The sequence below is a fragment of the Pseudomonas sp. 1L-C-7-B-C1 genome (assembly GCF_057291635.1).
This window is the reverse complement of the sequence record NZ_JBXAWH010000015.1, coordinates 153,243-166,176: the sequence shown is the minus strand read 5'-3', so window position 1 is coordinate 166,176 and position 12,934 is coordinate 153,243. Positions and strand designations below refer to the sequence as shown.

At 60.1% G+C, this 12,934-nt stretch carries 8 protein-coding genes and 2 pseudogenes; 1 reads left to right on the top strand and 9 read right to left on the bottom strand.

Annotation, left to right across the window (positions count from 1 at the left end):
* The 3 genes from AC0Z8Z_RS22300 to AC0Z8Z_RS22290 all read right to left on the bottom strand — a co-directional run.
* A partial coding sequence (locus AC0Z8Z_RS22300; protein WP_485620538.1) for a pyridoxal-phosphate dependent enzyme occupies window positions 1-719 on the bottom strand: 719 nt, incomplete at its 3' end.
* A gap of 673 nt (window positions 720-1,392) precedes the next feature.
* A complete protein-coding gene (locus tag AC0Z8Z_RS22295; protein WP_485620534.1) occupies window positions 1,393-2,433 on the bottom strand; it encodes an AraC family transcriptional regulator in 1,041 nt (346 codons plus the stop codon).
* A 3-nt stretch (window positions 2,434-2,436) separates the two neighbouring features.
* Window positions 2,437-3,588: a carbon-nitrogen hydrolase family protein gene (locus AC0Z8Z_RS22290; RefSeq protein ID WP_122623934.1), complete on the bottom strand. Its 1,152-nt coding sequence runs from the start codon at window positions 3,586-3,588 to the stop codon at window positions 2,437-2,439.
* Window positions 3,589-3,933: 345 nt separating this feature from the next.
* Between AC0Z8Z_RS22290 and AC0Z8Z_RS22285 the strand changes: the two genes are divergently transcribed.
* Window positions 3,934-5,973, top strand: a complete 2,040-nt coding sequence (locus AC0Z8Z_RS22285) for an oxidoreductase (protein WP_485620533.1) — start codon at window positions 3,934-3,936, stop codon at window positions 5,971-5,973.
* A gap of 93 nt (window positions 5,974-6,066) precedes the next feature.
* Here AC0Z8Z_RS22285 and AC0Z8Z_RS22280 read toward each other — a convergent pair whose 3' ends face one another.
* The 6 genes and pseudogenes from AC0Z8Z_RS22280 to AC0Z8Z_RS22255 all read right to left on the bottom strand — a co-directional run.
* Complete coding sequence (locus AC0Z8Z_RS22280; RefSeq protein ID WP_485620532.1) at window positions 6,067-6,705, bottom strand: DUF2931 family protein; 639 nt, start codon at window positions 6,703-6,705, stop codon at window positions 6,067-6,069.
* A 97-nt stretch (window positions 6,706-6,802) separates the two neighbouring features.
* Window positions 6,803-7,441, bottom strand: a complete 639-nt coding sequence (locus tag AC0Z8Z_RS22275) for a DUF2931 family protein (RefSeq protein ID WP_205487163.1) — start codon at window positions 7,439-7,441, stop codon at window positions 6,803-6,805.
* On the bottom strand, window positions 7,438-8,115 hold the full coding sequence (locus AC0Z8Z_RS22270) for a hypothetical protein (RefSeq protein WP_485620531.1): 678 nt from the start codon (window positions 8,113-8,115) through the stop codon (window positions 7,438-7,440). Before AC0Z8Z_RS22270 ends, AC0Z8Z_RS22275 begins: the two co-directional genes overlap by 4 nt.
* Complete coding sequence (locus AC0Z8Z_RS22265) at window positions 8,102-8,740, bottom strand: DUF2931 family protein (RefSeq protein WP_485620530.1); 639 nt, start codon at window positions 8,738-8,740, stop codon at window positions 8,102-8,104. The genes AC0Z8Z_RS22270 and AC0Z8Z_RS22265 overlap by 14 nt, the downstream gene beginning before the upstream one ends.
* Window positions 8,737-9,558 (bottom strand): annotated as a pseudogene (locus tag AC0Z8Z_RS22260) (phospholipase effector Tle1 domain-containing protein); the annotation flags it as partial. The pseudogene AC0Z8Z_RS22260 and the gene AC0Z8Z_RS22265, both read right to left, overlap by 4 nt.
* Window positions 9,559-10,428: 870 nt before the next feature.
* A pseudogene (locus AC0Z8Z_RS22255) lies at window positions 10,429-12,765 on the bottom strand (type VI secretion system Vgr family protein); the annotation flags it as partial.
* Window positions 12,766-12,934 lie beyond the last annotated feature (169 nt).

The window sequence follows — 12,934 nt, the reverse complement described above, 5'->3', positions numbered from 1 at the left end:
TACTGACCGATCTGCGCCACCGCGACGCCATCGGCAAACAGCCCGACTTGCTGTAACACCACCCGCTCGCCGTAGGCCATGGCCTGTTGCAGGCAGTTGGAATCGTCCGGCTCGACGCCGATCACCTTGATCTCCGGGCGCAGGTATTTCACGTACGCAGCGATGCCGGCGATCAGCCCGCCGCCGCCGACCGGGACGAAGATCGCGTCCAGCGGCCCCTGATGCTGACGCAGGATTTCCATCGCCACCGTGCCTTGCCCGGCGATGGTGTCGGGATCGTCGTACGGATGAACGTAGACGTAGCCGTGTTCCTCAACCAGTTTCAGCGAATACGCCAGCGCTTCGGGAAACGAGTCGCCGTGGAGTACGACTTTTCCGCCCCGGGAGCGAACGCCCTCGACCTTGATCTCCGGCGTGGTCTTCGGCATGACGATGGTCGCCGACACACCCAAGGTCTTCGCCGCCAGCGCCAGGCCCTGGGCGTGATTGCCTGCCGACGCTGTCACCACGCCCCGCGCCAGTTCTTCCGGACTCAGCTGCGCCAACTTGTTGTACGCGCCGCGAATCTTGAAGGAGTACACCGGCTGCAAGTCTTCACGCTTGAGCAGGACGTGATTCTTCAGGCGCTGGGACAGTTGACGCGCGGCGTGCAGCGGGGTTTCCACAGCAACGTCGTACACGCGGGAGTTGAGGATCTTTTTGACGTAGTGATTGAGCAGGTCGCCCTGATCGAGCGCGTAGGCCGGTGGCTGACTCATCGTGAGGGCCTCGTCGGAAGGCTTGGGATGATCAGGCGGGCGGCGAAAAAGGCGAGGGAAGGGCGAATGATCATGTCTGGCTCCTGGTGTGGTTTTTGGCCCGAGAGACAGAGAGAAAAAACCCGCCTCTAGGGCGGGTTGGGTGCAAACGTCGGCTAACCCGCCATGACTGGAATGGCGGTAATAATTATCTGGCCGAAGAAATGCTGGGGTACGTTCATGGCGTCGAGACTATGGCGAACACGGCGCGATCGTCAAGTGGCCAACCCGTCATGCATAAAAGAACTCACAGCCCACACACCGAATGCGAGCTCAAAGCAGGTTTGGAGATGGGTCTGCACGTGATCGCGACCCTTGCCGTTTATCCGGGCGCGTCCAGTGTTCAACGGACCTTCATTTTTTGTTCATGAGGGCACTTTAGGGTTGGGCTCGTAGTCAGTGAATCTGCTGCTGAATGACTCAGCGTCGCTAGAACGATGTCGAGCACAAAAGCCACCTATCACAAGAACCGGCCACGAGGGCGCGAAAATGGACGAGTATCAGGAAGAACTGCTGGAATACCAGGCGTACGAGATGGACCCGCTGGAACCTGCCGAAGACGCCACTGAGTTGTAAGAAAACCCACGGCTGGAAGTCAGAACGACTGGCGCTGGCTGCGGCGAAACGCACCGGGCGTCTGTTCGGTCCAGCGTTTGAAGGCCCGCTGAAAAGCTTCGGCCGACGCAAATCCCAACAAGTAAGCGATTTCGCCGAAGGCCAGTTCGGTGTCCCGGATGTAGGTCATGGCGAGGTCGCGCCGGGTGTCATTGAGGATCGCGCGAAACTGCGTGCCCTCGTCCGCCAGCTTGCGTCGCAGCGTCCAGGTCGGCAGCTTCAGTCGGGCCGCCACTTCTTCCAGGTCCGGCTCCCGACCTCCATTCAACAACGGCCCCAGCAACTGGGTGATGCGCTCGCGCAGGCTGCGGGTGCGCGTGAGCTGTTCCAGTTCCCGTTCACACACCTGCAGCAGATGCCGCCAGGTACTCGGCACGTGGTCGGGGTTGCGCAGGCCAAGCTGATGCTGGTTGAGCCGCAGCTGATTGACGCCCGCCGCGAAACTCACAGGCTGCTCGCAGAGCACGGCGTATTCAGCGGCGTAGTCGGGGGCCTCGAACTCGATCTCCAGACGTTCGGCTTTTAGTGTCGTCCCGCTCAGCGTTGACAGCTGATGCAGCCAGCCGCTGAGAATAGAATCCACCACGAAGCGGTTGTAGTCGTTGTACGGGCTGATGGAGTAGAAGCGCAGCCAGGCGCCGTCACTGTCCTCGTGCAAGCTCGACTGGCCGCGATAATTCGAGCCGTACAGCGGTTCGAAACGAATCAGCGTTCGCGCCGCTTCGCGCACGGTCGGCGCCTGCCCGGCAGTGATACCCGCCAGACCGGCGTGGCTCAAACGACTGGCCTGGCCCATTCGCAAGCCCAGCGCAGTCATGCCGGTCAGCTCGATGGCGCCATGGCCCAGGCGCATGTAGCGCGGGATCGACAGCCGGGCACCGGCCTCGCCCAGTCGCGCGGCATCCAGGCCGTATTGCGCCAGCAGCGGTTGCGGGTCTTTCCCTTCTTTGCGAACGGCGTCGGTGAGGCTGTGGACGAAGCCCACGGACAGATCGCCCAGACGCACGCGAGGGGAGGCCATCGGTCACAACCACAGATTGATCAGGCGCGCGCCATGACCGGGGCGGACACCTTTCGGGGTGGCGCTGATGGATTGCTCGGCGATGCTTTGTCCGTCGCGACTGGCGAAACTGTGGCCGGCGCTGCCTTGATCCCAGAACTGCCCGCGCATGAATACGCCGATACCCGCCTTGGCGGTGCTGGCCGGGGTCAGGGCGAGTCGACGCCAGGCTTCGCCCTGGGTCATGGGTGTTGCGCCGAGGTTCAGATGGGCGGCCAGTGCCTCATGCTTGTCGCTGCGCCAGGGTTCCGCCCAGCCGCCAGTGCCGGCGACGTAAGCGGGCACTGCGATCAGCTCGACGCCGCTGGCATTGAGGCGCGCGTAGTTGTCGGGGTACCAGCTGTCACTGCCGATCAGCGTCGCCAGCCGCCCGGCCGGGGTGTCGATGACGTTGAGCGGCGCGTCTTTGCCGGGACGGATGTAACCCCGCTGATTCCAGCCCGGGAACAACTGACGCTGGGGCTGCCCCAGGGGCAGGCCGTCGGGGCCGAACACCAGGCTGCTGTTATAGAGCGCGCCACGGCCGATGCGCAGTTCGCCGTTTTCCACACGCGGGCTGGGCAGCACGATCGAGCCGGCGACCAGCGTCACGCCGAATTCCTTGGCCAGCCCGCCGAACACGTTCTGATAATCCTGCGCCATGCCAGGCGCCTTCATGCGTAAGTGTGCGTCCTCCAGGCGGCTGCTGCCCCGCGCATGAAACATGGCGTCGATGAACAGCAGCGGGTTGCTGAACGCCAGCCAGTTCATGGCTTCGTCGAGGGTGGTGGCCTGGTAGAACTGGGCCTTTTCATCGACGGCCAACAGCCAGGTGCCGATGTGCTCGGGCAGTACCACGATGGTTTTATCGTTGAGCAGCCCATGGTCGCGGGCCTGTACGAGATACGACGCGAGCTTGCGGTGCAGGCGTTTGACGCTCGAATAATCGGAGGGGAACAGCTCGGGCTGAATGCCCAGCAGGTTGCCGCGTGCGCCGGGTTGCCCGTCGTTGATCACCAGTTGAATGCGCAGGTCCGTCAGGTAATGCCCGACATGACGCTTGCCCGTCCACAGCCCGTAGCTGACGAGGAGGATCACCAGCACTGCAGCGGTAAGTGAACCGAGAACTTTGCGCATGAAGAAAGGAGAACTGCCTCTGGGAAGAAAGCGCGCAGGGCGCGATGACGTTGCCGGAAGGCTACGGCAAAACGGCCATTTGGAGAAGGTGTAGGGCCGCTTCGGGGGGAGAGAGATGTCGATGTTCTGCGTGTTGCATGATGGAAGTCAAAATGGGCTGACTGGATCTGGGTAGCGAGCAAGCTGCGCGATTTAATCATTAACTTGTCACTTAAGGTCATTGAGCAGGCGTCAAGGGCTGTTTACTGTCTGCGTTATGGACAGGCCGTCATTTGGCCCCTGAACTGATCAGACGCGCACCGCAGAGTGCTCGCATCCCGTGATGATGTTGATGGAGTTTTCTTAATGGCCGCCCCCCACTACCCGCACTTGCTTGCGCCCCTGGACCTGGGTTTCACCACGCTGCGCAACCGCACCCTGATGGGCTCGATGCACACCGGGCTCGAAGAAAAGCCGGGCGGGTTCGAGCGCATGGCGGTGTATTTCGCCGAGCGCGCACGGGGCGGGGTCGGCCTGATGGTCACCGGCGGTATCGCGCCGAACGCTGAAGGCGGGGTGTATTCGGGGGCGGCCAAGCTGTCGACGCCGGAAGAGGCGGCCAACCATCGCATCGTCACCCAAGCCGTGCACGAGGCCGGCGGCAAGATCTGCATGCAGATCCTCCACGCCGGACGTTATGCCTACAGTCCGAAGCAGGTGGCACCGAGCGCGATTCAGGCGCCGATCAACCCCTTCAAGCCCAAAGAGCTGGACGAAGAGGGCATCGAGAAGCAGATTCAGGATTTCGTTACCTGCGCGACCCTGGCGCAGACCGCCGAGTACGACGGCGTTGAAATCATGGGCTCCGAAGGCTATTTCATTAACCAGTTTCTCGTCGCTCACACCAACCATCGCAGCGACCGTTGGGGCGGCAGCTACGAAAACCGCATGCGTCTGCCGGTGGAGATTGTGCGTCGGGTGCGTGAAGCCGTCGGCCCGAATTTCATCATCATCTATCGTCTGTCGATGCTTGACCTCATCGAAGGCGGCAGCAGCTGGGAAGAAGTGGTGCAACTGGCCCAGGCCATCGAGCGTTCGGGCGCCACCTTGATCAACACCGGCATTGGCTGGCACGAAGCGCGCATTCCGACCATCGCCACCAAAGTACCGCGCGCTGCGTTCGCCAAAGTGACCGCGAAAATGCGCGGCTCGGTGTCGATCCCGCTGATCACCACCAACCGCATCAATACCCCCGAGGTCGCCGAACAGGTGCTGGCCGAAGGTGACGCCGACATGGTCTCCATGGCGCGCCCGTTTCTCGCCGACCCCGAATTCGTGAACAAGGCTGCGGCCGGTCGCAGCGACGAGATCAACACCTGCATCGGCTGCAACCAGGCGTGCCTCGACCACACCTTCGGCGGCAAGCTCACCAGCTGCCTGGTCAACCCGCGGGCCTGCCATGAAACCGAGCTCAATTACCTGCCGGTCACCCAGGTCCGGAAAATCGCCGTCATAGGTGCCGGTCCCGCTGGCCTAGCTGCCGCAACCGTCGCGGCCCAGCGCGGGCACGACGTAACGCTGTTCGACTCGGCCAGCGAAATCGGCGGGCAGTTCAACATCGCCAAGCGCATTCCGGGCAAGGAAGAGTTCTTCGAAACCCTGCGCTACTTCGGCCGCAAGCTGCAAACCACCGGCGTCGACCTGCGCCTGAACACCCGCGTTACGGCCGATGACCTGCTTGGCAAGGGCTATGACGAAGTGATCCTGGCCACCGGCATTGCGCCACGCACGCCCGCTATCCCTGGCGTCGACAACCCCAAGGTGCTCAGCTACCTCGACGTGATCCTTGGCCGCAAACCGGTGGGCAAGTCCGTCGCCGTGATTGGCGCGGGGGGCATCGGCTTCGATGTGTCGGAATTCCTCGTCCATCAGGGCGTGGCCACCAGCCTGGATCGCGATGCCTTCTGGGACGAGTGGGGCATCGATACCCAGCTGCAAGCGCGGGGCGGCGTGGCCGGGATCAAGCCTCATCCCCACGCGCCGGCGCGTCAGGTGTTCCTGCTCCAGCGCAAGGCCACGAAAGTCGGCGACGGCCTCGGCAAAACCACAGGCTGGATTCATCGCACCGGGCTTAAAAACAAACAGGTGCAGATGCTCAACAGCGTGGAGTATCTGAAGATCGATGATGCGGGTCTGCATATTCGTATCGGCGCGGAGGGCGAGGAGAAACTGTTGCCGGTGGACAACGTGGTGATCTGCGCCGGGCAGGATCCGCTGCGTGAACTGTATGACGGGTTACAGGCGGCGGGGCAGAGCGTGCATTTGATTGGCGGGGCGGATGTGGCGACTGAGCTGGATGCCAAACGGGCGATTGATCAGGGGTCGCGGTTGGCGGCGGGGTTGTAAGGGTTGGTTTCTGGCGGGTGATGTTGCGGTTGGGGTTAATGGGCTTGGATCGCGTTCCGCCAGGGTCTGTGGGGACTCTGGCGGGTGGGACGGTTACCAGCTGCCGTAGGGGATTCCGTGCTGGTTGATCCAGGCTTGAGCGGCTGGATTTGGGGCTCGGTAAAACAGCCCTTTTCCGTCTTGGTTGGGGCCTAACGGCTCTACTTTAGCTTGGTAACGGCCGACTTCTTTGAAGCCCAGGCACGATCCGCCTAACCACGCTTTTACAATTCCCCCAGGCGCCATTCCTAAGGTGATGGTGTCGCGAAAGTCTTCTTTCCACTCGCCAGCCCAGAGGCAAAATCCTTTCTCTGGTTTGACCATCTCATCGCGTACCCACTGCGGTATCCGGATGCTGATTTTGTAAGCCTGAGGCTCAACTAGCGACTGCCAGCGCAGAAGGAGTTGGTCTGGTAGGTCGACGTTGTTGATGGGTTTGCCACCAGATGTGCCCTTGTGCCAGCCCTCGGGCTTACGCGTGTAACCGGCGACCCCAGCATGCACATTGAAGAAAATGTATCCTCGCTGATCGAGCACGTCGACGCTTTCCACCCACACTTCCATGTGTTTGGGCGCGGCGAAGCCGATGTACCATGCCGGATAAGGCAGCTTGACAGGTGGGGGTACTGAGCCACCCGTTGCGCAGGCACTCAGGCTGATCAGCAATCCGACCGCAAAGACCAGACGCCTCATTCGGGAAACCCAGTCTGCAAATGGAAGCCTTGAACAAAGCCGCAAGTGCGCTAGCCGTCGCGTGCCGTGATGCCCCTTGTGAGCACTCATGGCCGAGTTACCAACTGCCATAGGGGATGCCGTGTTGGTCTATCCAGGCTTGCGCTGCTGGATTGGGTGCTCGGTAAAACAAGCCTCTTCCGTCCTGGTTGGGTCCGAGCGGCTCGACTTTGGCTTGGTAGCGGCCAACTTCTTTGAAGCCCAGGCATGGCCCGCCAACCCACACTTTGACGATACCTCCCGGCGCCATTCCCAACGTAATCGCGAATCGGTAGTCTTCTATCCACTCTTTTGAGCCGCGGCAGTAGACCCGCTCTGGCCGTACCATTTCATCGCGTACCCACTGAGGGATTTGTATCCTGGCCCTGTAAGCCTGAGGCTCTACCAGTGACTGCCAACGCAGGAAAATCTGGTCGGGTAGATCGACGTTATTTATAGGTTTTCCTCCCGACACCCCTTGGTGCCAGCCCTCCACTTTCCCGGTGTAACTCGCGACGCCGCCGTGCACCCTAAAGAATGCGAGTCCACGCGTGTCCAGTACGTCGACGGTTTCCACCCATACTTCCATGTGCTTGGGGGCGGCGAAACCTATGTACCAGGCCGGATACGGCAGCTTGGGGGCTGGGGGTAATCTTGGCCCACTTGCGCAAGCACTCAGACTAATAAGCAGCCCTATTCCGAAGATAAGGCGGTTCATTCTGGATAGCCTTCTTGCGGACGGTTGAAATGCACGTTGCGGCGTTTGAGCGGTGCCGGTTTGCTCAATAGAAAGGGACCCTCAGGGGTCCAGTGCGCGGACAGGTGGATGTAACGTGCTCGGAGCAATGCCTCTTGCGCAGGGTCAAGTCGTACAAGCCGGTCTGTCATTACCTGCTGCAAAATTCGCTTCGAGATTGGCACGAGTTCATCGGGCAACATGAATCGTTTATCCGTATCGGTGATGACGTCGAATGGAACGCCGTGACGTATCCCCAGCTCACGCATGACACGCAATGCAATCAGGCTCAGTTCACCATGCACCGGGCGTTCGAGCAGCACTGTTATCCAGTAGTCCTCGGTGACCGACGCAGCTTTGCCGCGAGGGTTAGTTGCTGCAGGCCAGGCCTTCACGGCAACGTAGCCATCGCGAGCCACGGCTGATTCGCGCAATACGTTGGCGTCCGCCTCTGCACGGGTCCACGCGGCATGGAATTCAACCTTTTGACCGGTCGGAACGCTGGCCTTGCAGGGCTGCGTCATCCACAACTTTTCTCGTGCTCGTGGCAGGTAACCTCCGCCGACATCGGAGTGGGCGCCGCACTGGGTTCTGAGATATTCATTTGTGCGGTGGCGTGATGGTCGCGAGTCCGCAGCAGCATTACCAACTGCCATAGGGAATACCGTGCTGGTCTATCCAGGCTTGCGCTTCTGGATTTGGTGGTCGGTAAAATAGTCCTTTTCCGTCTTGGTTCGGGCCACGCGGCTCGACTTTAGCTTGGTAGCGACCGACTTCTTTGAAGCCCAGGCATGGCCCGCCAACCCACACTTTGACGATACCTCCCGGCGCCATTCCCAGCGTAATAGCGAATCGGTAGTCTTCTATCCATTCTTTTGAGCCGCGGCAGTAGACCCGCTCTGGCCGTACCATTTCATCGCGTACCCACTGAGGGATTTGTATTCTTGCCCTGTAAGCCTGTGGCTCCGCCAGTGACTGCCAGCGCAGGAAAATTTGTTCAGGAAGATCGACGTTATTTATGGGTTTTGACTTGCCCCCTCCTTGATGCCAGCCCTCGGCCTTCCCGGTATAACTTGCGACGCCGCCATGCACTCGAAAAAATGCAAGGCCGCGCTGATCTAAAATATCCACAGACTCTACCCACACTTCCATGTGCTTTGGTGCGGCCAATCCTACGTACCACGCCGGATAAGGCAGCTTGTGGAGGGGCGGGACTCTGGACTCACTCGCACAACCGGCAAGGGTCAGCAGCAAGCCTGCCATATAAATTAGCCGTTTCATTCTGGATAACCATCTTGCGGGTAGTTGAGGTGTACGTTCCTACGATTAAGCCGTGCCGGTTTGCTTAACAGAAAGGGACCCTCAGGGGTCCAGTGCGCGGACAGATGGATGTAACGTGCTCGGAGTAGTGCTTGGTGCGCAGGTTCAAGTTGTACAAGCCGACCTGTCATTACCTGCTGCAAGATTCGCTTGGAGATAGGCAGGAGTTCATCCGGTAGCTTGAAGCGTTTATCCGTATCGGGGATGACGTCGAATGGAACGCCGTGGCGTATCCCCAGCTCACGCATGACACGCAATGCAATCAGGCTCAGTTCGCCATGCACGGGGCGTTCGAGCAGCACGGTTATCCAGTAGTCCTCCATGACCGACGCAGCTTTGCCTCGAGGGTTAGTTGCTGCAGGCCAGGCTTTCACCGCAATGTGGCCATCGCGAGCGACGCCTGCTTCGCGCAATGCTTTGGCGTCTGCCTCTGCACGCGCCCAGGCCGCGTGGGACTCAACCCTTTGGCCGGCCGGAACGCTGGCCTTGCAGGGTTGCGTCATCCACAACTTTTCTCTTGCTCTTGGGAGATAGCCCCCGCCGACATCGGAGTGAGCGCCCGGCAGGCCTATCTGAAGGTGCGTGTGGTGAACATTATTGAGAGAAAAGTCGGCGCGATATTCGTCGAGCGCTTGAAGGTGAATAACCTGCCGAGCGCAGTCGGGTGGTAGGTAGAGATTGACGCCACGATTGACGTCATCGCCTGGACTGAAGTCGCCATGCAGAGGGTCTGAGATGGCCGCAACGGTATCGAAAAGGCCAATCAGGTTAATGCATGCGTCTGTCGAAGCGTCAAACCCTTTCTTAAGACCGAAGTTTCCGGCCTTGAGCACTTCGGCGAATATGCCGCACTGCGGCTTGAGGAATTCATTTGCGCAGTGACGCGCTGCAGCTGCTCCGCGGCTGAATCCGAAAATATCGAGCTCAACTTTTTGAATCGAAGTTCCCGGATTGATTTCGCCGAAAAAGCTGAGCTGGTTCTTGATGGATATTGGTGCCTGTTTGACACGAGCCACCACCCCAGTTTCACCCTGCCCGAGGCCTTGACCAATCAGCCTGTCATCTTTGCCGCCACTACGTGTGCCGATGCCTTCCATGTAGACGGATAGGTAGGCGATCTTTTGGTCTGTATTAAGCGGCGTGGTGCTGTTATCCGGATACAAGTCATACAAATACGCCACGTTGCTCGGCGCATTCCCGTAACTGTTATTCGGCGCGCTGTTAAACGCACTACCGTCAAACTCTCCGAACCCATACTGCTTGCAAGTCGCCGCAATGCTCTCAAGCTCTTCACGACTGAAACTGTCCAAATCCGATTGTCGGCACTGTGCGGTCGCCGCCGCATTGCTCTGGTTATTCCCGGTACCATCAAAGAACAGTCCGATGCGCAAAGTGATGCCTTCGGTGATTTCCTCTTCCTCTTCTTCCTCCTCAGGTTCCGGTGTGGAACGCGGCTTCAGCCATTCTTCGGGCTCCGGAAAGTCGATCGCCACGCGTCCGGGCAACATCGTGTGGACGGGCATGGTTCTGCCGTCCGTGTCGGTCACGCCGTTGAATACTTCGCCGTCCTGGGTGGTGATCCGGTAACGGACGAAACGGGCAGCGGCCTGTTGCGCGTCGACCAGGGTGTACCCCGCCCCATAGCCATAAGGTATTGGCGTCACCGGGGTGGTCAGCGTGGTGGCACCGCCCTTTAGCACGTAACCGGCACGGTGATAGATGTTCCCCGGCGCGCCCAGCTCGATCTCGCCATCCTTGATACGGATGAATGCGCCACCGCAACTGAGGACGAGCTCCTTCGGGGCGCTGATTTCTATCCGGCCGGCCAGGCTTTCAATCTTGATGTCTTCTTGGGCGAGCGCGTGCAGTGCGGCGCTTTGGGCGTGAAGCTGGACGTCGCCCTGAACCGCTTTTACTTGCAGACCGTTGGTGACGGCGCACAGGCTGATCGCGCCTTCGGCGGTGCCGGTGATGTTGCGTCCGGCGCTGAGGTCGGTCGAGCGTGACGAGGTGATGGCGACGCTTTCACGACCGGAGGACACGCAGATGGCCTCGGGGCTGACGATGCCAATGCCGGCCGGCGCGTGCAGCAGAAGACCGGGCTCTGTGAGATTGGTGAGCGCATCGTTCAGTTGCGTTTGGCCGCTCGTATCGGCGGGAATGGCCCCTGCACTTCTCGCGGCCTGGGCCATGGTTCGGGCCAGGGACAGCGCGGTTTCGAGCTGGTCGATTGCAGCGTCCATGTCGAGCTGCTGACCGTGCGCCTGGGTCTGTTCATCCGCACTGATGAACAGCCCGCTTCCCGCCCGAATCGCGCCCCAGCCATCGGTGCGCAACTCAAACCCTTCGCCGCGCTTATCCTTCTCGTTGTCGACCAGATGCCCAAGGTTTAGCTGACTCTTGCCGCTGTGCTCGGTGCTGAGTTTGATGTGTTCCTTGCCGCGATCGTCTTCCATGCGCAGCTTGTTATTCGCCGGCGTGCGCAGGACGTTGCGTTTGTAATCGCTGCGCAGCAGCGTCACATGATCGGGATGTCTACTGTCATGAAGCGCATGGGCGATGTAGGGCCGGTCCGGGTCGCCTTGCTCGAAGGCAATTGCCACTTCGGTCCCGCAGATCAGCGGCAGGTGCAGGCCGTGGGTGTCGCCGGCATAAGGTCGGGCCAACCTCAACCACAGGCTTTCCTCACCCAGTTTCCAGCTGTCGCGATCAAACAGAAAGCTGACTTTGTAGCGGCCTTCGCTGTCGATGTGGCTGTAGGGATCGTTGGCCAGCGAACTGGTCACGCGCGCTGGCACAGTGCCCGCTATCTCAGGCTTTGCCAGCAACGGCGGCCGAAAGCACACGCTCTCCGAATACGGAATCGCTTCAAAGCTAAGCTCGAAACTTCGATTCCGAGCCGCCCGCAACCGCAATGCAGTGATCACCGCTCCCGGCTCAAACGCCTGCGGCGCACCACCGGAAGTCTGCAGCACCCGCGCCAATCCCAACGAAGCACTGCTGCTCACGCCACTTAAGCGAGTCTGATTGTTCAGATACCGCTCATGCCGCAATCGGGCATAGAAAAACCCGCTTTCACCTTCTAAATCTTCATCCTGATCCAGCTTGTCGCCGAGGACTCTGTAGGACTCGGCATAGTGATACGCCTCGCCATAAGTCGTGGAGTCTCCACGCGTCTGGTCCACATCGCCATCCAGCCATGCGTTCGCATCCCGATGGTGATAAGCCCGAAAGTGAACGTTTTTCTCCACCACTTCATGGCTAACCTGCAGCCCCCAAACCCCATCCGCGCCACTGCTGCCCAACCCCGACTGCGGCCGAAACGGCAAGCTCACCCGAGGCCGAACGTAATGCCGCTGATCATCATGAAACTCGACGACCGCAATCCCCAATCGCTCATCGTTAGTGAAGCGATACCAGATCCCCACCTCGGCCAACAACCGCGAAATAAACGCCAGATCGCTTTCGCCGTACTGCATCACCTGCTCGCGCTTCGGATACTCCCGCACCAGCGTGAACAGAAAATCCTGCCCCTCAAAGTCATGCCGCGTACGCAGGATGCTCTCGACAATCTGCGGCACCGACTGATGTTGATAGATCCGGAACTGCCGCCCGCGACCCAGCAACGCCAAGCGCGGTTCCAGCGTCACTTCATAGCGCGCCTCGTCAGCGGAACCGGACAGCCGCTTGAAGCCGGTGATGACCCCATGCAACGTCCGCAACGCTTCAACCCGAAGCACCGGCAACCCACGAATCGCAACAGGCAACGTATGTGCCGCAGCATGCAGGCTGAACTGCGCTGTCTTGCCCAGCATCCGCTCGGCGCCGATGTCCTGCTCGACCGAGGTAAATTCCACCCGGTAATGAAACGGCCGGCTCAGCCGTTCCTCGCCCTCGAAGGCCAAGACGTCGAGCGCAAATGGCAAACGATGAACAACAAGCTTATGGCGACTGTGATCAAAGAAAGGCGGCAATACGGTGAGCATGAATGAGCGTCCTTGGCAGGAGAATGCGCCCCCGACCGGTCCATAAAGAACCAGTCAACTCATCCATGACGGGGGCTGAAGCGGGCGAAGATGAGGCATTTCCAGGCGCCGTTCCATAGCGAAAACACGAACCGGACGCGTCCCAATGAAGAACAAGAATCGCCCTACA